Origin of the sequence: Paenibacillus barcinonensis, from assembly GCF_003217495.1 — a bacterium.
Classification (GTDB): domain Bacteria; phylum Bacillota; class Bacilli; order Paenibacillales; family Paenibacillaceae; genus Paenibacillus; species Paenibacillus barcinonensis.
On sequence record NZ_QJSW01000001.1, the window covers coordinates 1 to 21,950 of the forward strand.

21 protein-coding genes are annotated in these 21,950 nt (G+C 50.0%); 2 read left to right on the forward strand and 19 right to left on the reverse strand.

What is annotated here, in order from left to right:
* Positions 1-322: 322 nt before the first annotated feature.
* The 6 genes from DFQ00_RS00005 to DFQ00_RS00030 form a co-directional block, all read right to left on the reverse strand.
* Entirely contained in the window at positions 323-1,420 is a 1,098-nt protein-coding gene (locus tag DFQ00_RS00005) for a Gfo/Idh/MocA family protein (RefSeq protein WP_110892933.1), read from the reverse strand.
* A gap of 300 nt (positions 1,421-1,720) precedes the next feature.
* Positions 1,721-2,893 (reverse strand): Gfo/Idh/MocA family protein, encoded by a 1,173-nt coding sequence (locus DFQ00_RS00010; RefSeq protein WP_110892935.1) that lies wholly within the window; start codon positions 2,891-2,893, stop codon positions 1,721-1,723.
* Positions 2,890-3,810, reverse strand: coding sequence for a sugar phosphate isomerase/epimerase family protein (locus tag DFQ00_RS00015; RefSeq protein WP_110892937.1), 921 nt, complete (start codon positions 3,808-3,810; stop codon positions 2,890-2,892). The genes DFQ00_RS00010 and DFQ00_RS00015 overlap by 4 nt, the downstream gene beginning before the upstream one ends.
* A 311-nt stretch (positions 3,811-4,121) precedes the next feature.
* Positions 4,122-4,619: a metallophosphoesterase family protein gene (locus DFQ00_RS00020; RefSeq protein ID WP_110892940.1), complete on the reverse strand. Its 498-nt coding sequence runs from the start codon at positions 4,617-4,619 to the stop codon at positions 4,122-4,124.
* Positions 4,620-4,640: 21 nt separating this feature from the next.
* Entirely contained in the window at positions 4,641-5,087 is a 447-nt protein-coding gene (locus DFQ00_RS00025) for an Rrf2 family transcriptional regulator (protein ID WP_110892942.1), read from the reverse strand.
* A gap of 42 nt (positions 5,088-5,129) precedes the next feature.
* Complete coding sequence (locus DFQ00_RS00030) at positions 5,130-5,507, reverse strand: DivIVA domain-containing protein (protein ID WP_110892945.1); 378 nt, start codon at positions 5,505-5,507, stop codon at positions 5,130-5,132.
* Positions 5,508-5,706: 199 nt separating this feature from the next.
* On the opposite strand from DFQ00_RS00030, the gene DFQ00_RS00035 reads away from it, so the two are divergent.
* Positions 5,707-6,273, forward strand: coding sequence for a TraR/DksA C4-type zinc finger protein (locus tag DFQ00_RS00035; protein WP_110892946.1), 567 nt, complete (start codon positions 5,707-5,709; stop codon positions 6,271-6,273).
* Between the two features lie 368 nt (positions 6,274-6,641).
* Here DFQ00_RS00035 and DFQ00_RS00040 read toward each other — a convergent pair whose 3' ends face one another.
* The 5 genes from DFQ00_RS00040 to DFQ00_RS00060 form a co-directional block, all read right to left on the reverse strand.
* Entirely contained in the window at positions 6,642-7,388 is a 747-nt protein-coding gene (locus DFQ00_RS00040) for an ArsR/SmtB family transcription factor (RefSeq protein WP_110892948.1), read from the reverse strand.
* 90 nt (positions 7,389-7,478) lie between these two features.
* A complete protein-coding gene (locus tag DFQ00_RS00045) occupies positions 7,479-8,735 on the reverse strand; it encodes an MFS transporter (protein WP_110892950.1) in 1,257 nt (418 codons plus the stop codon).
* Between the two features lie 274 nt (positions 8,736-9,009).
* Complete coding sequence (locus DFQ00_RS00050; RefSeq protein ID WP_110892952.1) at positions 9,010-10,029, reverse strand: Gfo/Idh/MocA family protein; 1,020 nt, start codon at positions 10,027-10,029, stop codon at positions 9,010-9,012.
* A 2-nt stretch (positions 10,030-10,031) separates the two neighbouring features.
* Entirely contained in the window at positions 10,032-10,406 is a 375-nt protein-coding gene (locus DFQ00_RS00055; RefSeq protein ID WP_110892954.1) for a replication termination protein, read from the reverse strand.
* Positions 10,407-10,609: 203 nt separating this feature from the next.
* Positions 10,610-11,788, reverse strand: coding sequence for an acyltransferase (locus DFQ00_RS00060; RefSeq protein WP_279630379.1), 1,179 nt, complete (start codon positions 11,786-11,788; stop codon positions 10,610-10,612).
* A 91-nt stretch (positions 11,789-11,879) separates the two neighbouring features.
* Here DFQ00_RS00060 and DFQ00_RS00065 point away from each other — a divergent pair, with 91 nt between their 5' ends.
* Positions 11,880-12,257, forward strand: coding sequence for a YidH family protein (locus DFQ00_RS00065; protein ID WP_110892957.1), 378 nt, complete (start codon positions 11,880-11,882; stop codon positions 12,255-12,257).
* 210 nt (positions 12,258-12,467) lie between these two features.
* On the opposite strand, the gene DFQ00_RS00070 is transcribed toward DFQ00_RS00065, so the two are convergent.
* The 8 genes from DFQ00_RS00070 to DFQ00_RS00105 all read right to left on the reverse strand — a co-directional run bounded on the left by DFQ00_RS00070 (position 12,468) and on the right by DFQ00_RS00105 (position 21,950).
* A complete protein-coding gene (locus tag DFQ00_RS00070) occupies positions 12,468-13,070 on the reverse strand; it encodes a general stress protein (RefSeq protein WP_110892958.1) in 603 nt (200 codons plus the stop codon).
* Between the two features lie 200 nt (positions 13,071-13,270).
* Positions 13,271-15,793: an ATP-dependent helicase HrpB gene (gene hrpB, locus DFQ00_RS00075; protein ID WP_110892960.1), complete on the reverse strand. Its 2,523-nt coding sequence runs from the start codon at positions 15,791-15,793 to the stop codon at positions 13,271-13,273.
* A 336-nt stretch (positions 15,794-16,129) separates the two neighbouring features.
* Positions 16,130-16,936, reverse strand: a complete 807-nt coding sequence (locus DFQ00_RS00080; protein WP_110892962.1) for an SDR family oxidoreductase — start codon at positions 16,934-16,936, stop codon at positions 16,130-16,132.
* Between the two features lie 134 nt (positions 16,937-17,070).
* A complete protein-coding gene (locus tag DFQ00_RS00085; RefSeq protein ID WP_110892964.1) occupies positions 17,071-17,913 on the reverse strand; it encodes a protein phosphatase 2C domain-containing protein in 843 nt (280 codons plus the stop codon).
* Positions 17,914-17,923: 10 nt separating this feature from the next.
* Positions 17,924-18,676 carry a vWA domain-containing protein gene (locus DFQ00_RS00090; protein WP_110892966.1) on the reverse strand — a complete coding sequence of 251 codons (753 nt, stop codon included), beginning with the start codon at positions 18,674-18,676 and terminating at the stop codon, positions 17,924-17,926.
* Between the two features lie 34 nt (positions 18,677-18,710).
* Positions 18,711-20,762, reverse strand: a complete 2,052-nt coding sequence (locus DFQ00_RS00095; RefSeq protein ID WP_110892968.1) for a hypothetical protein — start codon at positions 20,760-20,762, stop codon at positions 18,711-18,713.
* Positions 20,763-20,941: 179 nt separating this feature from the next.
* Entirely contained in the window at positions 20,942-21,217 is a 276-nt protein-coding gene (locus DFQ00_RS00100; protein WP_110892970.1) for a WXG100 family type VII secretion target, read from the reverse strand.
* 184 nt (positions 21,218-21,401) lie between these two features.
* On the reverse strand, positions 21,402-21,950 hold the full coding sequence (locus DFQ00_RS00105; RefSeq protein ID WP_110892972.1) for a WXG100 family type VII secretion target: 549 nt from the start codon (positions 21,948-21,950) through the stop codon (positions 21,402-21,404).

Consider the following 21,950-nt stretch of genomic DNA (forward strand, 5'->3'; position numbering starts at 1 on the left):
ATAATCTTCATAATCCGCTTCTTCGTAAAATCATCCATGAATTAGTCTCGCCTGCCTTATTCTCTTTTGCCTTGATTATATCACGATGATTTCTCTACATCATATTTACGAACTTCGTATATACCTCTCATTTCAATTCATATCCTAACTACATCTAATATACCCCAATTTGTTCCATCTGCGAAGTCACAAATCGACAAAAAGCAGTCCCCAGACTGCGGTGTTTGTTAGATCGTGCTAACAAGCACAGCTGCAGTAACGTTGGGACTGCTTTTCTCATCTGAACCATCTGCCTTACACCTGAATTACAATACTTAAAACCTTACTTCCCACTCACACTCCATACTACGCGCTCGCTCATGGCTTTATGCTGGGCAATCAGGCAGAGCTCTGCCGCTTTGAAAGCGTGCTCCTGTGTCATTGCCGTCTCGGTGCGGTCCAGACAGTCGCGGATGAGCTGACCGAAGAAGGGGTAGCCGACTTTGCCTTTGACATTGTACCTGAACTCACCCTCATGGTTAACCAAGTACACCTGATCTCCTTCCGACTCGCGGGCGATATCGATGTACTTGCGCAGCTCGATGTAACCGTCTGTGCCCAGAATCACGGTACGTCCGTCACCCCATGTGCCGAGACCGTCTGGTGTGAACCAGTCTACGCGGAAATAGCCGGATGCCCCGTTATCACCGATCAGGGAAGCTTCACCGAAATCCTCCAGCTCCGGGAACTGTGGATGATTGAAATTGTTAACCCGACTGAAGGCGACCTGTGCATCACTGCACGAAGCAAAGGTCAGGAACTGCTCAATCTGGTGACTGCCAATGTCGCAGAGAATACCTCCGTACTGCTCATGGTTGAAGAACCAGTCTGGTCGTCCTCCAGCATTCAAGCGATGCGGTCCTGTACCCATGACCTGAACCACTTTACCGATAGCGCCCTGTTCAATCAGTTGCCCTGCGTAGATGGCACTTTCCACATGCAGACGTTCGCTGTAGTACACCATGTATTTCTTGCCTGTGCGTTTCACTTCTTCACGAGCCAGCTCTAATTGTTCCATCGTGGTGAAGGGCGCTTTGTCCGTAAAATAATCCTTACCCGCTGCCATGACTCTCATGCCAAGTGGTGCACGATCTGATGTAATGGCGGCGCTCGCTACCAGCAGCACCTCATCATCCGCAAGCACTTCCGCTTCCGATGCAGCGATCTGTGCCTGAGGGAACTGCTTGCGGAATGCCTCCACCTTGGCCGGGTCCGGGTCATATACCCATTTAAGCGTAGCCCCGGCGTCCAGCAAACCGCCAACCATGCCATAGATATGCCCGTGATCCAAAGCAACTGCCGCGATGGTAAACTCGCCAGGTCCACACACAACCTCTTTTGTCACACTTTTTGGTGCATAGAACATTCCGTCTTTTGCCATATTAACCCATCCTCTTTTTGTTGGATTTAATGTATTTTGATCAAGCATTTTGATATCCTAGAATCCATCAATAAGTTTGACTTTTCATTTACACAGAAACGGAGAGGACAGAAAAAATCTGGAAAAGCGACGAGGTCGCCTGAAAGCTTCCTGCAAGAAAGCTGCATCAGAAGCATACGCTGTTCACCGAATTTTCCCATTGATTAATGAGAATCAAAAAATCTGGGGATAACAGCGATTGAAAAATTATTCTGTCATCGGAGTGTTCCGTGTAAATCTCTATTCCAACTCATCTACATCCTATTTAAACGTCTGACTCAGATCGGCAGGCTGTCCGCCCGCATATGCCTTGTCTTTTTTGGTCGTTGAATTTTCAATACGCTCCTGCAAGTGCTCGTAGAACAAATCTTCATCTATCGGCAGATTCACCCAGTTGTCCGTCCAGGTGGACAGCAGCATGGCGTTGGATAAGGTTAAACCATGTATTCCATCCTGCCCCGGAGCGATCAGCGGTGCCCCAGTGCGAATGGCATCGACCCAGTTGCGGATTAAGCCCGGATGCCCCGTCTCGATGCCCGTAATCGGCACATCACATTTCCAGCATTCCGGCTGTCCGAAACCTCCGGTAAAGCGCTGGTTGAATTCCGGCTCCGATTCCCGCAACCGCCAGAAGGTGAGCTGTCCGTCCTCAATAACGATTTTGCCGCGGTCACCATTGACCTCAAAACGGTTCGTTCCTGGTGCTTCACCTGTGGTGGTTACAAACACGCCAGTTGCTCCATTTTCATATTCCACATACGCTGTCACGTCATCTTCCACTTCAATGTTCCGATATTTGCCGAAGGAGCAGAACGCACGCATACGAACAGGCATCATACCAATGGTCCACTGCCACAGATCCAGCTGATGCGGGTCCTGATTGATCAGCACGCCGCCCCCTTCGCCTGCCCATGTTGCACGCCAGCCGCCGGAATCATAGTAGCTCTGAGAGCGATACCAGTTCGTAATGATCCAGTTGGTACGTCGTACCTCGCCTAGCTCGCCGGATGCAATCAGGTCCCGCAGCTTGATGTACAGCGGATTCGTTCGCTGATTATACATGATGGAGAACACTTTGCCACTTGCCGCAGCTGCCTCGTTCATCTCACGAACCTGTTTGGTATATACGCCCGCTGGCTTCTCAATCATGACATGCAGGCCATGCCGGAATGCCTGGATCGCTTGTTCAGGATGATCATAATGCGGTGTAGCAATAATAACGGCATCAATTGTGCCTGAAGCCATCATCTGCTCCGCATCCTGCCAGTACGTGACGGTAGACGGGAGATTACTCGTTACCCAGCCCTCCATCTCTTTTCTCACATCACATACAGCCGCAAGCTCCGCACCCGGAACGTCTCCAGCCGCCAGCGTTCTGGCATGTGACGCACCCATATTTCCAATACCAATGACCGCTACTCGCACAATACTCATGTTTGCTCCTCCTCGTTTATACGACGCTCAATTGCAGCAAATACTGCTGCAAAATGCTGTAACATCGCTCCAGACTGCATCACTCCGCTAAAATCCTCAATCCCGTAATAACCGTTATACCCGACCGCTCTCAGATCACGTACCATCTGCACCCAGTCCACCAACCCTTCCGTCAGCGGAGCCCAATGACATTCCCAGGATGTGCTCAAAGCCAAATGATAACCAGAGCTTGGGTTTGATGCCGCCTGTTCCCTAGCATCTATAGCTGCTTTCACATGCCATCCGGCATTTTTCACATGCACATGAGCGAGATAAGGTCCAAGCAGCTCAAGTCCCATGCGATGATTCTCATACCCTTCATGCACCATATTGCCTGGATCATAGAGCACCCCAACATGCTCCGGGTCAAGAGATTGTACAAGACGGTGAGCTAGAGAAGCGGTGGGTGCGATGGTCTGATGGTGTGTTTCTACAACTGCTTTAATGCTGTACTGTTTCGCCATATCCTGTACTTCGTTCAAATACCGAACAGCCTTTGCATACAATTCGGGATATGCTGTCGTGCGATCATAACCGGGAACACCCACACGCATCATTGAAGCACCAAGCTTGGATGCAGCCTGGAATGCTTGCTCTGTTGCCGGCAGGTCTCCACAGCCCAGATAAGGCACGAGTGCAAAGGATTGTCTGCCGTACTTCGCTGCCGCTTCTCGAAAAACAGGCACCTCCTCCTGCCACTTGTCCGGGTCAATCGAGCAGCGGTTGTATCTCCAGAAGGAGGGCTGTTCGGACAGCGCATCCTCTGGTATTCCTCGAAATCTCCACTCGATGCCTTCAATGCCTGCCGCTGCGGCGGCTGAAGCCAGTTCCGCTGCATTCAGATCAGGAACCGAAACGGTGAATACGGACAGTTTCATATTCATGAACCCTCCTATGTAAACGCATTCATTTCATGTCATAAACGCATTGTATCACTCTCACGCACACCACCATAGAGCATACAGCAAACAGATGAATGACAGATAACAAACTGCACATATTCCCCATTCAGAGATAACGTTTCGCACTACAATACGAGGCCAAGCACGATTAAAATAAGAAAAATGCTCCCAAGCAAAGTAAAAAAAGCACTTCCGAATCAGAAATTACTTCTGCTCAGAAATGCTTTTATATCTGACAAGGTCGGGACAGTTTAACCCGTATCCTTACTATTTCATACAATCGCGATCTAATCCCGGTCAAAAAATACATGCTCTGCCGACAGCTGCCCATCCTCTACGGTCATAATGCCAAAAGAAAACTGCTTCTGGAACCGACGGTCTGTCGGTGAGCCTGGATTAAATACGAGCAGATCATCCACGGTATGCATCACCGGAATATGAGAATGTCCGTAGATCACGGCATCCAGCTTTTCACCTGCAAAGGTTTGGATTGCATTCTGCTCTGTACCCTTTGATCCTCGGTGACCATGCACAAGGCCAAGCCGTAGCCCCTCCACTTCGACAATTCGGGAGAACCCAAGCTTCTCCCCGATCTCGGACGGATCGGTATTACCCGCCACGCCTTCCACCGGAGCATAACCGCTAAGCAGCTCATACACACTCCAGTCCGACCAGTCACCCGCATGCAGGATCAGATCTGCACCTGTCAAAGCATCCACCAGTGGTGCTGGCAAGGCTCGTGCTTTTTTGGGCAGATGTGTATCAGAGATGACTATGATTTTCATGTCTCAACCGCCTTCCCTTCGTTAGGCTTTCGGCTCTGCCTCTAATCGAGCTGTCTCGATCTGCTGCGAGCAGGAGCGTTCCATATCTTCAAGGGTAATAGACGCAAAGAACTGCTCCACTTTGGACTCCGCAATCTGATACAGATTCGTCAGTAAACTATCCATCTGGATGCCTACCTCGCAGTTTGGATTGCAATTACCATGGATCGGGAATAAAGGCCCCTCGTCCTTGGCTGCCTGATAGATCATATCCAGTGTAATATCACTGGACGGCTTCGCCAGATAAAATCCTCTGGTGCCTGGGGAGGAATTGACCAATCCTGCCTTCTTCAGCCCCCCCAGAATCCGTCTGACCACGACAGGATTGGTATTCACGCTGCCCGCAATATCTGCGGACGTTATTCGTTCAGGCGCGCTGAGAGACAGTAACAACAAACAATGCACACTGACCGAAAAATGAGTACTCATGATTAACCACCTTTATTTAATATAATCCCGGATCATTCATCTCTATTCGGTGAACAGATCCTGTTCAGGACGTGCTCTGGCCTTAAGCTGTCGCACTGTATATTCCAATTGCTTTACGATATCATCCAGTTGTTTGCGATCAATCTTGTTCGGATCATTCACAGGCTTGACCGAGTTTTTCAGATCGCGGATTGTGAGCTGCTGTTCCTGCCATTTATCCATCAAATCGGCGATATTGGCGTAAAAGCGCTCATAGTCTTTGATCACCAGATCAAGATATGCATCGACCTCATCCGGGTCATAACCACGAAGTTTATAATTAAACTGCTTCTCATGAATGGATAAAGCATCCAGCTGTACACCCAGTTGTTTGAACAATTGTCTCTGTTTGTCCAATCTTCGTTTCATATGTTCATCCATCTTGACAACCCTCCATTGTAGCCGAGCAGCGGTTCTATGTAATGAACACAGAACTCACGGCAATTTCTCTCTCTATTTTTTATAACACATAATTCATCAGATATAAAACGAAACCATGTTTCCATTGCAAAATGATTGTCTCTCCCGGTTTTCGGGTAAGGAGTCTCTACAACCCCAAGCGGGAAAGGAGCATGTCCTTATGAGTACATTAACCCAAGATCAACGTCAGGAATTAGAACAGGCGCTGCTGGAGCAGCGTAAAGATTTGCAGCATCATTTTGAGTCCAGCATGGAGGATGGCGCACCAGCCGAATCGCTCAAGAATTCCACTGGTGAGCTGTCCTCTTATGATAATCACCCTGCCGATGCAGGTACAGAAACATTTGAACGCAGTCGTGACCTCGCCATAGATGATACCTTGACAGATGAGTTCAATCAGGTGAATGATGCCCTTGAACGCATGGAAGAGGGAACCTATGGCACATGTGTATCTTGCCGAAAAGAGATTCCTTTTGAACGGCTGCAGGCCATTCCTTATACCACCTATTGTATTGATCACGCATCAAACCGTGACGTAAGCAATGACCGCCCTGTAGAGGAAGAGGTTATGACGATGCCTCCGAGTGGTGCTGGAGAGGTGAGACAGCGTAATGCAGGCAAGTTTGACAACGCAGAGGCCTGGGAGGCCGTCGAGGCGTATGGGACATCCAATTCACCTGCAATGGCAGCCAAGCGGGATGTGCAGAATTACGACGAGAACATGTAGGCTCAATTGAAAAGTTGTACCTAGCTCTGAGGTCAGGGAGTGTAGGAAGACGCTGAAGAACGCAGATTGTGCTGAATTTTCATGAGCTCAGGTCTGAACCAATCCGACCTGCCACAATCTAACACTAAAAAGCCGCCGATGGCGGCTTTTCTACTATCATGCCCCTGTCTGTGCCTGCTAACCTTTACTTGCTACTACACGTTGTGCTCTGAGTGTCCTTACACTTCAGCTGCATCTCTTCACTCCGTTTGTTCTTCCTAACTTCACTTGGTTCCCTTACTTTCTTTACACCCCTTCAGTGTCTGCTGCGACAAGCGATCAATGAAGCATGACATGGAGGAGGCTTTTGAAGATTTATACAGGGCTGCTTAGTTCTCAGACTGAGCTTCAGGTGACTGCTGACTCTTCCGTTTGGCAGAACGTTTGGAGGCTTTATCGGCCGGTACAGCATGCGGGACTTCAGATGTAACGGATGCCCCGGATGCAGACGATTTCTTCTGTCCTCCCGTCGTTATCTTCCTTTTCCCGACTTCCTTAGACTTGAAATCCATGTGAACATCTTTGGACAGGGCTGTAAACAGCTGAAAAATCTGTTGGTCGGCATTCTTCTCGTTTTTGGTCAGATAGGGTTGACACAGCTCCACAATATTCTGATATAACGTATCTACTTCATCTGCCGTTGCGTAAAGTGTCATATCCGAAATAAAACGTTTCTCTCGCTCCCCATGCTCTACCTGATTCATGAAGCGAAGACGGCTCTGCTCGAACATCTCGTTCAGCAGCTTTAACGTCTCTGAGCGAAAAACCTGCTTCAGCGGGGAATTCTGATCCTCTTCATCCTTATGACGCAGATGAATTTCACCTGAGAAGGGCTCGTAATATTTAGCAATAATACCGTTAATCTCACGAGTGGATACCATGCTCAGAAGACCGATCTTCTCCAGCTTCTTCACATGATAGTGAACCTTGGCGGGCACCTCTCCCATCAGATCGGCGATTTCCTTCACCGTGGAGGGTCTTCCCTGCCTGTTAAACATATTCATAATCTGTATCCGGTACGGATCAGAGTATATTTTGATCTCTTCAATCGTTGAAAGCACTTTATGCTGCTGCATACCTGGTTCCTCATTTCCGGGGTACGTGCCTGCCCTTCGTTCTCTATATTATACCTTTCAGTCAGGACCCCGGTCAAAGCTGTATACCACTCACATCTCTTGGCGAAAACTTTTGCTCCCAAGCAGTACAAGCGCAGACAGACCGAGCAAGACACCAAACGTAATAAACAGCACAGGCATCGAAAACCAATCTGCAAGCACACCCGAGAGAAGACTACCCAGCGGTGACACACTTAATACCAGCATGCTCTGTAAAGCTGATACTTTTCCAAGCATATGCGACGGGGTAACCTCCATCAGATAAGAAACCAGCGGAGTCGTCGCAAGTGGAATGCCCAAGCCCATCAGTAAACAGAAGAAACCTGCCATCGGGAGTTGAAACATCGTCATATAAGCGGGAACTGCTGTCATCGCATAACCAAAACCAACCATAACAATGCCGGTAATGATCAGCACACTTTTACGATAACGGGTTCCCCAATGTGACATCCACAGACCACCAAGGATAATCCCCCCGACTAACAATCCACTGAGCAGACTAAGCCCCCAGGCATCCGCGTGCAGCGTCTCCATCACGTACGGTGTACGCAGCACATTAAAGGGCATCAGGCAGAAGTTGACAAAAGCAAACAGAATAGAGCTGACCAGTAACAAGGCATGTTTACGTAGAAAATGAAAAGCATCCGCCATCTCGGCCAGCAAACTTCTGGCGGCAGAAGATATAGCATGAGCGGACGTGCCTTCGGGATATTGCACACGGCTCATAAGTAAAGCACTGAAGGCAAAAAGCGCAGCATCAATCCAGATCGTGCATGCGATGCCAAGTGTTGCAATGCATGCACCTGCCGCAGCGAGACCTGCAAGTTCAGCCAGTCGAGTAGCGGAGGAGGTTATCGCATTACCTGATAGCAGCATGGAGGGTGGAAGCAAACGGGGCACACTGGACACCTCGGCAGGTGACGTGAAACATTCCAGTAAGGAGTTCAGTACGGTGAACAAGAATAAATGCCAGACCTCAAGCTGACCAAGAGCAAACAAAAGAGCGGTCAAGCCCACCATCACACTACGTCCGATATTAGTCATTACAATTACTTTTTTGGAGGATAAGCGATCCACCAGTGCACCAGCAAACAGTCCGAATAGAATATTAGGCAGAAAATTAACAGCCAGCAATGTGCCCATCAGCATCTTCGACCCTGTCAACACGTACACCATCCAGCTGTATGCAATGGAATCCATGGAATCGCCAAATCGGGATACCATTTTGCTCATAATAAACTGCATGTAAGGCCTGATACGAATAAGCTCCCCTAGTCCTTGTTTGCCAATTGCTGTGCTATTGTTCATTTTCTCCACTCCTTAACGTGAAAATATTTTTAATGTTAATTTTATTTTAACGTAGTTTTTGCGAAAAGCAATACTAACGTTAAAATATTTTTAACGATGGAGTTGAGGATGCATTTTCACGTTATGTTTAAGATGGTCATTTGCAGGTTTTTAACCTAAAAAAGACTCTCATCCTCATGGATGGAGCCTTCTATCACACATTTATTTTAAAAATCCTCAGTAAACTGTTGTTGGACTGTTGCTCCACTACCTAACGAAACTTCGTCTACAATGTCTATTTCACTGGACTGCGGTCCACCAGCACCCGCTGACGCGTTCGGGCGGATGCCAGACAGGCATCAATCACACGCATATTCAGAACGGTGTTGTTCGGACTAAATGGCAGAGGCTCGCCCTCCAGTACCGCCCCCGCAAAAATCTCCACCTGTAGCACATAAGAGTTCGAGACGGAGACACGCTCCTCCCGGCTTACCGAATCTGTATGGATGATAATCTGCGGTGGAATATCGCTGTTCTCCCAGCCGAACACTTTGGGCAGCTCGATTCGCCCTTCCGTACCGAGAATCTCCATCTCAGCCCGCCCGGATGCCCACATGCCACAATCAAAGGTCAGAGCCACTGAATTCGGAAACTCAATCAGTCCTGAAGCCATCATATCAACGCCATCATGCTCTTCCGAGAACAAGGCATGTACTGTAACAGCTTCCGGTTCTTGTCCCAGATACATGCGGGCAGCAGAGATCGGATATACGCCGAGGTCAAAAATAGAGCCGCCGCCCATATGTTTTTTGAACCTTACATTCTCCTTGTCCTCCGCGGTATTACACGTAAAGTTGCCATGAATCGCTCTAACCGTTCCGATCTCGCCACTCTCAATAATCTCCTGCACACGTCTGTGCTTCGGATGATAGCGATACATGATCGCCTCAGCAAACAACACACCATGGCGCTCACATGCCTCGATCATCTCGGCGGATTGCTCCGCATTCAGGGCTGCGGGCTTTTCACATAGAACATGTTTTCCAGCCTCGGCAGCTTTGATCGTCCATTCTCTGTGCATATGATTGGGCAATGGAATATAGACGGCCTGGATATCCGGATCAGCCAGAAGCTCCTCGTAACTGCCATAGGCTCTGACAATATGCATCTCTTCAGCCAAGGCCTCCGCCTTTTCCTTCGAGCGGCTGGCAATCGCCAGCACTTCACCACGTTCGGACTGCTGAATCGCAGGAATAATTGCTTTCTTGGCAATCGTAGAAGTTCCGAGTACACCCCACTGCAGAGGTCTGTTCATGCTCATCGCCCTTTCGTACCGTAGTTATCCGCTTCCGCCTTGTGTAAGATGCCAAGACAACGATCCAGATCGGCTTTGACCTGTTTTTTGTATAACTCGGCTTTTGCCGCACCCTCATCCGTGAAGTGATAGAGCACGATCTCCTGAAAATCCACCTTCGGATCGTTGCCCTTCAATTTCTTGGTTCGATAAAAGATACCCTGCTGCACCAGCTCATGTAAGGCCCGATACACCTCGCTCTGCGGCGGTACATATCCGTAATCTTTGAATTCCTGCTTCATCGCCTCCAGCATCTCGTAGCCATACCCTCTATGCTGCTCTACCATCGTAATGAGATAAACCTTGATAAATGCTCGCTGTGCAATCATAAAAGCCATGAGCTTTCCCTCCTGTCAGAACCTGTCTATCTCCCATTATAAAACATACGTTCTTATCCTGCTATCTTACTCTTGATCTCATCACTCATCCTTGTGACAAACGCTTGAGTAGCAAGCAGGATAACGGTTGGGGAATTCCAAGTGAGGCGAGAACACAGCGAAATTAGGCTTTATTATTATGAATTTTTCATATGATGATATATTCACTTGGACGTCCATGAATCCGTTGCTCCTTGGGTTGTTGTGCGCTTGACGGACACCGAGCCCACAATCCATTTTCCCCATCTACATCTAGAGATCAGCCAGGTCAGCCCACAGGAGGCTGCAAGTGCAGTAAGCCATGTAACGAGCATACGAACCACCGGATTCCATCCCCAGGCCACGTATAACCATTCATCTGGAATGTAACTATAACGGAGCACCAGCATATGCATCAGATATCCGCCATAGGATAGACCGCCAATCCATGCCAGTCCTTGCAGCACCTTTGGCTGCTGAAGCTTCAGAGCTAACTGATACAGCACCAGCATTGAAGCCAGCAGAAACAGGATCATATCCGGCCTGATCAGGCTGACGGTGTAGAAGGTGATCTGAATGCCATCGGGCTTCTGAAATTCCAGCATCAATAGATAAATAAACCGCAGACCCAGGATAATAAACACCAGCCAGGATACCCAGCGCAGACGGTGAACCCATTCTCTCCAGCTCTGGACAGATAACCCTGCTGCAGCCCCAAGCACAAAATAAAAGAAAAAATAAATAAAATTACGGTCTGCATAGGTTGTAAAAGCATCGGTCAGCACCGGAATCTGCAGCGGCTCCATCCACCGAGCAATGGTCCTCAATTGATCAGCCAGAATCAGATAAACGATCCCTGAGATCAACAGGGCAATCATACGCCCCCTCGCTTGAAAACGCTGATATATGTACCGAATGCCACGCAGGAACAACGGGAAAAACACATAGAACTGGATCAGCATAATGATGTACCAGAAATGTGAAGCCGTTTTGCCCGTTACCACCTTCAGCGCAAGATCAGAGAGCTCCTGCCAGCCGAAGGCTGTCCAATGGCTCGGGGTAAGTATAAAATAGATCAGCGTCCACACGACATAAGGCAAGATCACGTCCATACCTCTTTTGCGCATAAACTGGCCGTAATGTAGCTGATCTCCTGTGTTGTAGAATAGAACCATCCCGGTTATAAATATAAACAACGGTACGGCAAACTTGGCGAGCATCAGCAGCATAGCCAGCACTACACCATCCTGAAGTCCAGCTTGCGGAACCAGCGAATAATGAGCAATGGAATGTTGGAGCACAACAGCAGCAAAGGCCATTCCCCTTAAGGTTTCTAATTCGATAATGCGTTCTTTACGAGGCAAATTGATCAGCCTTTCCTTCTATATTGGTTCATACTTGCCATGTAAAACAAAAAAATCGGGTACAATCCCTGAGTGGAGGTACACGATACACATGTCCGACAGATCATCCGATATTTCTGAATCCAAATATGTGCAGCAGCACTTGGCGAATGAACGCACATTCCTTGCATGGGTGCGCACGGGCATTGCCATGGCGGGAATCGGTTTTCTCGCTGCCGGTTTCGGCTTCCATTCGGGCGCTTATGATCGTCTTGCACATCTTGCGGCTATCATTACCGGCATTACGTCTCTTCTGGGCGGCATCTGCATTATTTTGTTCTCGGCGACAGCCTACCACCGGAAGCGCACACAGATTAATGAGCAGACATTCCAAGCCACAACCGGACTTATTACGTTTCTCAGTCTCATCTTGCTTGTGATTGGCATTGCACTTGCGATCCTGCTCTATGTATTGTTATTCCCTGCTTGATCAGGTAAAAAACAAGGTTCTGAGATGAACACGGGTACATCTAATAAGCATACAGCCCAATCCTCCCAATGCGATAGACGCTAGACATAGGATAATCCTTTGCATGAGGTGCAAAAACCGGCCTCCTCAGCGAAGACCGGCTGCCGTGCACCTGAAGCTCACATCCATGATGCCAAGAAACCTGTTCTGAATGGAAGCGAACTACTTCCTTTATAAAAAGGTATTGTTGCCATAGCGCGCTGCTTTGGTCTGTGCTTCCATTCGGCGCTCTTCCATATCCAGATCGGGACGGACGGCATTCACATCTTCGCCGTGCATGGTACCCCTGTTCGTATGGTCCGGGCTGGAAAGATTAAACACGTCGTATACAGCGGTATCCCGATCTGTGGAGTCGACCAGCAGCAGGATTTTACCGTTCTGCACATACTCCTCATATTGCTTCGCATCCTCTTCAGGAATGCCAAGTCCAACAAGTCCGCCCACCAGTCCACCGGCTCCTGCCCCTACAGCAGCGCCTGTAAAGGTTGCTGCAATAGGCCCGGCAGCCAGAATTGGACCGATCCCCGGAATCGCCAGTGCGCCAATACCCGCGAGCAGACCCGCCATACCTCCAAGCAAACCGCCGGTTGCTGCACCAGCAGCTACACCCTCCGGTGCTTTCGTGCCCGTCTCCTCCCGGATGGCTTTGAGCTCATCCCTATCCTGGGTAACGACAGATATTTCATCGGATGTAAATCCTTCCGCCTTTAAACTTTCAATAGCCTCTGATGCTTCACGCTCTGTATTAAACACACCTACGATTTTCTTCTGCATAGTGAATACCTCCTCATTGGATTGAGTGGTTCGCTATGTTATTACCCGTCTTTATTTCTTTCAAACGTTTGGAAGATGATTATCGCATGTGTCAATATTAATCTCTACAACCTGAAGTCCAGTTTGTCACATGATATTTCAGAGACAGTTAGACATGTTAAATCCATATAGCCAGTTCGTTGTTAATGATGCTGGGCTTTTCAGCTGGTTCGTGGCTTGGCCCGATTCGTTGCAATCGCCTCGAGTGGATTATCCGGCCAGTAATGCTTCGGATATCGTCCCTTCAAGTCTTTTTTCACCTCAAAATAGGTCTCGCGCCAGAAATTAGCCAGATCTCTTGTGACCTGAACAGGTCGCTGAGCAGGCGATAACAGATGTAACGTGACCGGCACGCGTCCGCCTGCGATTCGCGGTGTCTCCTGCTGACCAAACATCTCCTGCAAACGCACTGCCAGAACAGGGTCCTCCGAATTACTGTAATCTACCGGGATACGAGAGCCGCTCGGCACCTGAATATGGGTCGGCGCTTCCTCGTCCAGCTGCTGGCGTTGTGTCCAGCTCAGTCCGCCCAGCAATACGTCGTGCATCGAAAGTCTCTTGAGATCTGCGGCGGAGCGCATGCCTGCCACATACGGCATGAGCTGTTCGGCCAGTTCATCCGTCAGATGGTCCTCGATCAAATCAGGCCAATCCGGCCAATGTTTGTGCAGAAAACGCATGCGATCCGCAAGTTGGCGGGAGGTTTTGCTCCAAGGCAGAATGTCTAGTCCTTCCAGTCGTATTCCCGTTAACAGCGCCTCCAGCACCTGCTCTTCCGGCGGCTGTGCAGCTGGACTCTCCTTGATGATCAGCGCGCCCATGCGCTGCATTTGGTGTGCCCGCACGCTTCGCGTGGTGCGGTCCCATGCCACCTGCATCTCCTCGTGCAGCAGGTGCTGCGCGGCACGCAGCACCGTCTGCTCCTGCAATGGCGCAGCCAGCAGGATGCGCGCATCTGCGCCCTGGTCGTCTGCCTCGGCTGCGACCAGATAAGCGGAACGGCTCAGCGATTCTATCGCGCCGAGCCGCACCCCGCGGCCGCTGCTCAGCAGATAGCGGCCGTCCTCCCGGCGCTGCGCGATCCGGTCCGGGTACGCAAAGGACAGCAGCAGCCCGCAGCTGTCCTCATCCGGCCGCACCGGATCGGCCGCCGGGCCGCCGAGCACCGAGCATAGCTGGCGGCTCTCCTGCAGCATGCGCCGCACGGCAGCGCCGTCTGCGCTGGCCGCATGCGGCATCCCGCTGCTGCCTGCGGCCAGCAGCGCCTCCACGCGCGGGCGGAGGTCCACGCCCGCGCCGCCAGCACTGGCGCTGCTGCTGCGGAGCCCGGCGGGCTCCTGCAGCAGTGCCGCCAGCGTGCTGGCGTAGCTGGCCAGCCCAAGCTCCGCCGAGCGGAGCAGCATGCTGGCCAGCCGCGGATGAACACCAAGTGTGTTCATCCGCCGCCCAAGGGGCGTGATGCGGCCTGCGTCATCCAGGCCGCCCAGCTGGCGCAGCAGCGCCTGTGCCTGCGCGTAAGCCGCGTCAGGCGGGATGTCCAGCCAGTTCAGCTCGGCTGGAGACTGGACACCCCAGGCGGCAAGCTCCAGCGCCAGCGGCGCAAGGTCCGCGGAGGCAATCTCCGGGCGTGCTGCATCTGGCAGCGCCCCATGAGCCTCCTCGCTCCACAGCCGGTAACATACCCCTGGGGCAATACGCCCCGCCCGTCCGCGCCTTTGATCTGCGGACGCTTTACTCACCGGCAGTGTGACAAGCCGGCTCATGCCCGTTCTGGCCGAGAACGAAGCCGCTCGGCTCTGCCCGGCATCCACAACCACTTTTACGCCAGGAAGGGTAAGGCTTGATTCTGCAATCGAAGTAGAAAGCACAACCTTGCGCCAGCCTTCGGCAGCGGGCCGGATTGCCTCATCCTGCTTCTCCGCAGCCATGCTGCCATACAGTGTATGCACGTTCACCTGCGCTGGAAGTGAAGCCTGCACCAATTGCCGTTCCGTACGGTGAATCTCTCTGGCTCCAGGCAGAAACACCAGAATATCGCCCTGCTCTTCCGTCAATGCCCGAATAATGATACGTGCAGTCCAGCTCTCCAGATCAACGGCAGCCGGTTTGGGCACATATCTCGTTTCGACTGGAAATGTACGTCCCGCACAATGCACCACACATGTGTCTTCCCCCAGTAGACTGCTCACTGGAGCCGGGTCCAGTGTAGCTGACATCACAAGCAGCTTCAGATCCGGACGCAGCATCGCCCTTGATTCCAGTGCAAGAGCAAGCCCCAGATCACCGTGCAGATGCCGCTCATGGAATTCGTCGAAAATAATCATGGCGGTGTCCTCCAGCCCCTGATCCTGCTGTAACATCCGCGTTAACACACCTTCAGTCACCACTTCAATTCGTGTTGACGGGCTGACCTGGGTATCCATCCGTACACGGTATCCAACCGTCTGTCCTGTTTTTTCACCTAATGCTGCTGCCATTCTCGACGCAGCTGAACGGGCTGCAAGCCTGCGCGGCTCCAGCATAATAATTTTTTTGCCATCAAGCCATGGCTCTTCCAACATCGCAAGCGGCACAACCGTTGTTTTCCCCGCTCCCGGCTCAGCAATCAAAACACCTGTATCCTGCTCACGGAAACATTGCTGCAATTCTGGAATAACCGCTTGTATCGGTAAATCAGTGTACATGTCATCGCTCCTATTGGATGTCTTACCCCTTCGTTTTCTTGTGTCCTTTGGATAATCATTTTTGTATTTCAATCTTGCTTCCGCAAGCTTAATAAGTTCCCATCACTTCATCTTTGATTCCCTAAATTCATTTCAACAATTATTTGCCCGAGTTCAACAATCCCGTAATCAGTCTCTTACATTTAATATTGGAACCTTAGCATTATAACAAAAAAAGCCGTCCCGAAGGAACGACTATACTATATCCGAACATACAGACATGTGAAGACATGACTGATCTTGTTCGTATATTCACTTCTGCTGGCAGCAGTTTCCCACCCTTGTGCTTCTAGTGTGTCAGCTGAGCAATGACTCTGCTCCATCAATGACAATCTCTGCCCCTGTAATGTGCTTGGAGGCATTCGAAGCGAGAAAACTCACCAAATCGGCCACATGCTCAGGCTGTCCTGGTCCGTCCGCGAGCGGCTGCTGCCCCTCAGGGAATTCCATTGGAATTATAATGTCCTGCAGATCGTCCGTTTTAATGGTGCTCTGATCAATATTCGTGGCAATGGCCCCCGGACAGATGACATTAACCCTGATCTTGAATTTCGCCAGCTCTAATGCAGCCATTTTGGCAAAAGCAACCTGCCCTGCCTTCGAGGTGCTGTAGGCTGACATTCCAAAGCTAGAGAAGCGCTTGTTTCCATTTATCGAACTCGTAATGATAATGCTGCCCCCGCCACGTTTTTTCAGATGAGGCAGTGCATATTTTACAGTGAAAAACGTACCGTCCAGATTTGTTGTAATAATCCGCTGCCAATCCTGCACCTGGATTTCCTCTATTGGCGCGGACACCCCGTTAATACCTGCATTGGCAAATACGATATCCAGACCGCCAAACAGCTCTACCGTTTCAAGCACAGCCTTTTCAACCCGTGCCGGATCAGAAATATCCACATCAAAGGCTCTTGCGGCCCCTTCATGTTGTGCATTAATCTCCGCTTCCGTCTGTGAGATCCGATCATTCACCAGATCAAACAGCGCAACCTGCGCACCTTCGTTCGCAAGCTTGAGTGCTGTCGCTTTACCGATCCCGGAGCCCGCTCCAGTAATGATCGCTACCTTCCCCTGAAACTGTGGCTTGCTGCTGTGTTGTGTCATCACGTATTCACTCCTTCGATTTGGAAGTTATGTAAGAAGATTCGATCCAACCTCATGTTCAATCAATTCTTCACAAGATTACCCAAAAGGAGCAGCTTTTAAATCAACACCAGCAACATTTTTTCGGATAAAACTTACCACTCCATTTCAATGAAAGCGGCATCATCTTCCAAGCCGCCCGTATGGACGGCATCCAGCAGCACCTGAATATGTTCATCTGGAATGTACGTATTAATGGCATCCAGATCATTCAATCCATCTGTATACAATTGAAGGCGACAGACATCATGAGCCGGCGCTTTTGTCTCAAAAATATGAGGTTTCCCGCCTATAGGCCCTCCGCGTGTTGACCATCGTTCATTGGTGCTGCAATGCTTCTGAAACTGCTCCGACTGTTCCTGACCGTTGCACCAGAGCCGAATTCTGGAATCACCCTGCCAAGCGAGCCATACCTTGCTTTTACGTGCATTCGAGTTCAGCTCAATGCGTCCACATATATACATGGCCTGACTTCCCTGGCTCCGCTTCTCCATTAATACCTCACGCAGCAGCAGCGGAGAGCTATCCAAAGGCTGCAATTGTTCTAGCTGTCTGGAAGCCGCATCTGTTATTTCATGAAGATAGCTCTCAATGCCCTCAGCAGTCGGACTCGAGGTCATTTCCAGCCATTCCAGCAAAGCGTTGCCTAGGAAACGTGCTGCAAAATCCCCAAGATAACTCATGCCAACTCCATCGCACAATACAAAATTACATATATTCCCATGCATGCGAATTGCAACATAGTCTTGACCTGCATCACCTTGATGCACCGTCTCCGCCGCCCGACCGTATCCATATCTACATTTCAGCCTACCTTGATAACGTGCTAAAGGCTGCTCGCCGGTTTGCTCGCTTACATAGCAAAAATGTTCATGCCTCTGTTTGGCATGACCTGCCCGATCACTGGCAGACATTGTAGCCATACGCATTGCTCGCATGATTCCCCTCCTATCTTACAGGTGTCGCAGCAGACATCTGGAATCCAATGGACACCAGTTCTGCACAAGTACCAGGCAGCATCATGAGTGCTCCCGGTGCAAGTAAATAATCGGCCTCCACCAACATTTCACGATAGCTTTCAGGCAGCACGGAGGACATATTGCGCAGCTTCTCACCATGCTCATCCTGAAGAATGGTTTCTGGAGAGATGCCCTTCCAGCGTCTTGGTTCTGTAATAGGTCCTTCCAGCAGATGATCACTGATAAAAATATTTTCCACCAGAACGTTGCCATCCGGCACACTCATGCCCATAATGCGTTTCGCAATCGGCTCCGGGTCTTCACCAGTTGCAACGCCGTCTGTCATATGACATACGAGTGGCGCAGGGCAGTCCTGCATGTTCGGTATTTCTGCCTGCAAAATTTTCTCTGCCTGCAGAAAGGCTTTCGCAGAATCCGAGAAGCGCCTTGGTGTCAAATCAGGCAACGAGCCCACCGCGGCAATCTCGTCTATTCCTTTAATGCCGTTTAACACATCATATACATCATCGCTATATGCCAAAATAGCAATTCGATATCGCGGCGTCAGCCGATTCCCTTTCGTTGAGCGGAACACCATCTGCCGAATCGCCAAAGATAAAGCATCATATACGATGTCAATGCGCCGCCGATTATCCAGAACCATGTTCATCGAGGCGCTAATATCAATTAAATAGATAATAAGTGCGGGTGTACGCTGTGATGCTTGAATTGTGTAGTTCATCTAGAGTGTGTCACCTCTATTTTCTAATATAAAGTTACAGATCAGGTAGCACATACTTGGAATTGCCCAAAAATTTGTTGATTGCACTCATCCGTGCAGCCACTTTTCCTACACCCTTGAAGTATGATGCGTCGGTATTATACAGATTTTTGAAATCCCGGGCATACGAAAGGGCATTATCCGTTTTTCTGCCTTTTTGTGCGTTATAAGCCTTGTTATAATGTGCGATCAGCGTTACCACGTTTTGTGCACGCTTTTTCTTGAGTGCTTCCTTCTGAGCAAGCTCTTGCTTTCGCTTCGCTTCAGCCTCGGCCTTTTGTTTGGCGATTTTAGCATCATTTTCTTTTTTCCAAACGAGATAGGCTTCATATTTCGCCTGCTGATCGTATTTTTCCTGCAATGCCTTTCTTGCCGCTTCCTTCTGCTGCTGCTCCTGCTTCGCCAGGAGAGCTTCATATTTGGCCTGCTTATCATACTTTTCTTGCAACGCCTTGCGCTCTTCTTCTTTTTTCTTCGCTTCCGCTTCCTCTTGCTTGGCTTGCGCAAGCTTCTTCTGTTCCTCGGCTTTAAGCTTCGCAGCCTCATCGGCCTTTTGCTTGTCATGCTCCTCCTGCTGGAGCTTGGCAGCAGCGGCCTGCTCGGCAGCCTTCGCTTCAGCGAGACGCGTAGCCTCCTGCTGTTTTACCTCAGCCTGATCCGCAAGAATCTTAACGGTAGGCACTCCCCCGACCAGCAGCACAATAATCACCGCTGAAGAGATCATAAATTTTTTGGAGCGGTAGAAAGGAATCGGTACCGGCTCTGTGCTTTCCTTGTTCCCGTGAATCCGTTCTTCCAGCTCCTTGATCGCTGCCTCCACTTCCATCTGCATCGCACTGTTGCTTGGAATGAAATGATACAGCGAGCGGTATACCTCCAGTGCAGCAGCCGGTTTGTGTTCATCCTCCAATGCTCTGGCTTGAAGAAACAAACGATTCACCACAGCTTCCTGTTCTGGAGCTTGTTTTGCGCCGGACAAGTCCGCGGTGGTCTCACCGTCATTATCCGACTGTGCCGCATTACGCGCAGTTCCCATGTGCGAATGGGCTTCTGACAAATGCTCTGCATCCTCTTGCATTTCGACAGGTGAAGCCAATAGCGCATCCGCCTGCTCTGTATCTGCCGAGGCAAGAGCAATGTACCATTCACCAAATGTTGGACAGCTGCTTAGATCATGACTTTCCCAAGCCCGGATGAAAAGATCCGATAATTTGGAGCCCCAGCGTTTCTCCAAAGAACTCCGCATGGCAAAATATCGCTCACTGGAAGTCTGCATCTCATGCTGATCAAAGTAGCTTTCTCCCCATGCCTTTTCGACGATAACCGGGTCTGACCAGCACAACATCTCGGCAATAATGACAGCACCAGCAAACCTGTCGGCGTAGGAGCTCCACAGACCGCTGTGCACCGTGCGATGGGCAGCATAACCGGGTGAACCCGCAAGCAGCGCATCTGGCCGATCCATCTTCGAACCATACATCTGCTCCACATCAACGAGTTCAACCGCGGAAGTCAGCTCCGAGTTCTGCACTTCGGAAAAAAACGGAATCATTACATTGGGCGCAGACATATCGCAATGTGCCAGTCCGCGCTGCTCCATCGCAGAACCTGTTCCGGCAAGTGCTCTTGCCAGCCTCAGGCTTTCCTCCGATGTCAGCTGTTTTTGGTCACTGATCACATCGAACCAGGTAAGCCCCTGTACCCATGGCATCAGCACTGCATACAGCAGATCAGGATGTTCTCCAATAAGCGCTCCGTTTCTTTCCGGAGTGAGCACTTCACGTCTGCATACTTGCAGCCCCGGCAGTTCACTATATGGCTCCATATGCTCAGACTGGTATACCATCGCCGGGATACGAAATTTCGGAAAAAACACTTTTAGTGCTTTGGCCCCATATACGGAGCCGTCGCGGGGAATTAACTGATAAACTATCCCTTGCCTCCCGGCTTGGGCATAAGCAAGCCCCGGAGCGGCCGGATGCTGCCCAATCGTATAAGCAATGTCATTGATTACCACTTCATCCCCGGGATTCGGTTGAAAAGACATGCGTATCCCTCTCTTTGTCTTTGTGTCATAGTTGCAACAAAAACCGGGCGTAAATACACCCGGTTTCGCTGTAATTGTACAATCCCTGTTCTTGATAAATTGCACAACCTTGTTGTTGCTGCCCACATAAATTCAGGGCGATTGCATTATTCTCATCGTCCTGATCTATGTACAGCAGATTAACGAGCTTGGTCTGCAGTGCGGAATTTGGTCGCAATTGCTGACAGCTCTGCGCTGATGCTGTTGAGTGTTTGAACGAAAGACTGCATTTGTTTGCTGGCTTCCTGGAACTCCTGGAAGAAGCGTTGCTTCGTCATACCTTCCCATTGACCTTCCATGCTAGTAATGGATTGAGTCAAAGTAGATACGATCTGCTGACTTTGCTCTCCACTTTGCTTGAATTGGTTGGACACTTGATCCAGTTGCTCCGGGGTAACTAAAATACGTCCTGCCATTGTTAAATTCCTCCTTGATGTGTGCAATTGTTTTGGTTTGTTCAAATTGTACTATACAAGGATCAATCGGACAAAAGCCGAAGGACCTAATCCTATTTACCCCATTTTTAGCGTATGAAACTTCAACTAACAGCCTATTTACAATTAAATTCACTTTCTGCTGTACCTTCGCTTCACAGTATACTTAGGAAACTACAGGTTCAGTTCCTCTTCTGTCCCGAAAGGAAGGATCTCTGAATCTCCAGGCGACAGGCTCAGGCTGCATCGCCTGAACAAGAGTAGCAGGAGAGCCGTCAGGCGGGGCTGTATCCTGTATTCGATACACTGCCGCCATTGCGGAAAGGGGATCGGATACAACAGCTACATCAGCCGCATGCGCAGGCAGGATTTCGCCCGCACTGCTGCTTTGAAGAACATTCAGCATGTTGACTGCATTACCATAGGCAACATTGACATGACTCAGCACGGAACGATATTCCATATCTACTTGTTGGAACAACAATGCCTTGCGACCTAACTGTACACTTAAGTCCATCAATCGAAGCAGAGCATCTTCACCCAGACGTTTACTACGCTCCCATTCGCTCATCACCGCCGCACGGGATTCGATATCCCAATCCAGCGAATGAATTGCCTGATCCAACACTGCCATTTTTTGCTGTATTTGCTCCGCTGCATACTGAATTTGCCTGCTCAGTGCCCGAAGCACATCCGGTTCCACACGAATGCGCAT

Coding starts and splice junctions, on each gene's coding strand:
- DFQ00_RS00100 (WP_110892970.1), bottom strand. CDS start 21,217: ATGGCAGGACGTATTTTAGTTACCCCGGAGCAACTGGATCAAGTGTCC.
- DFQ00_RS00015 (WP_110892937.1), bottom strand. CDS start 3,810: ATGAAACTGTCCGTATTCACCGTTTCGGTTCCTGATCTGAATGCAGCG.
- DFQ00_RS00030 (WP_110892945.1), bottom strand. CDS start 5,507: ATGGATGAACATATGAAACGAAGATTGGACAAACAGAGACAATTGTTC.
- DFQ00_RS00045 (WP_110892950.1), bottom strand. CDS start 8,735: ATGAACAATAGCACAGCAATTGGCAAACAAGGACTAGGGGAGCTTATT.
- DFQ00_RS00010 (WP_110892935.1), bottom strand. CDS start 2,893: ATGAGTATTGTGCGAGTAGCGGTCATTGGTATTGGAAATATGGGTGCG.
- DFQ00_RS00050 (WP_110892952.1), bottom strand. CDS start 10,029: ATGAACAGACCTCTGCAGTGGGGTGTACTCGGAACTTCTACGATTGCC.
- DFQ00_RS00070 (WP_110892958.1), bottom strand. CDS start 13,070: ATGCAGAAGAAAATCGTAGGTGTGTTTAATACAGAGCGTGAAGCATCA.
- DFQ00_RS00085 (WP_110892964.1), bottom strand. CDS start 17,913: ATGCGAGCAATGCGTATGGCTACAATGTCTGCCAGTGATCGGGCAGGT.
- DFQ00_RS00065 (WP_110892957.1), top strand. CDS start 11,880: ATGTCCGACAGATCATCCGATATTTCTGAATCCAAATATGTGCAGCAG.
- DFQ00_RS00020 (WP_110892940.1), bottom strand. CDS start 4,619: ATGAAAATCATAGTCATCTCTGATACACATCTGCCCAAAAAAGCACGA.
- DFQ00_RS00035 (WP_110892946.1), top strand. CDS start 5,707: ATGAGTACATTAACCCAAGATCAACGTCAGGAATTAGAACAGGCGCTG.
- DFQ00_RS00105 (WP_110892972.1), bottom strand. CDS start 21,950: ATGCGCATTCGTGTGGAACCGGATGTGCTTCGGGCACTGAGCAGGCAA.
- DFQ00_RS00040 (WP_110892948.1), bottom strand. CDS start 7,388: ATGCAGCAGCATAAAGTGCTTTCAACGATTGAAGAGATCAAAATATAC.
- DFQ00_RS00025 (WP_110892942.1), bottom strand. CDS start 5,087: ATGAGTACTCATTTTTCGGTCAGTGTGCATTGTTTGTTGTTACTGTCT.
- DFQ00_RS00005 (WP_110892933.1), bottom strand. CDS start 1,420: ATGGCAAAAGACGGAATGTTCTATGCACCAAAAAGTGTGACAAAAGAG.
- hrpB (WP_110892960.1), bottom strand. CDS start 15,793: ATGTACACTGATTTACCGATACAAGCGGTTATTCCAGAATTGCAGCAA.
- DFQ00_RS00095 (WP_110892968.1), bottom strand. CDS start 20,762: ATGTCTTTTCAACCGAATCCCGGGGATGAAGTGGTAATCAATGACATT.
- DFQ00_RS00055 (WP_110892954.1), bottom strand. CDS start 10,406: ATGGCTTTTATGATTGCACAGCGAGCATTTATCAAGGTTTATCTCATT.
- DFQ00_RS00090 (WP_110892966.1), bottom strand. CDS start 18,676: ATGAACTACACAATTCAAGCATCACAGCGTACACCCGCACTTATTATC.
- DFQ00_RS00080 (WP_110892962.1), bottom strand. CDS start 16,936: ATGACACAACACAGCAGCAAGCCACAGTTTCAGGGGAAGGTAGCGATC.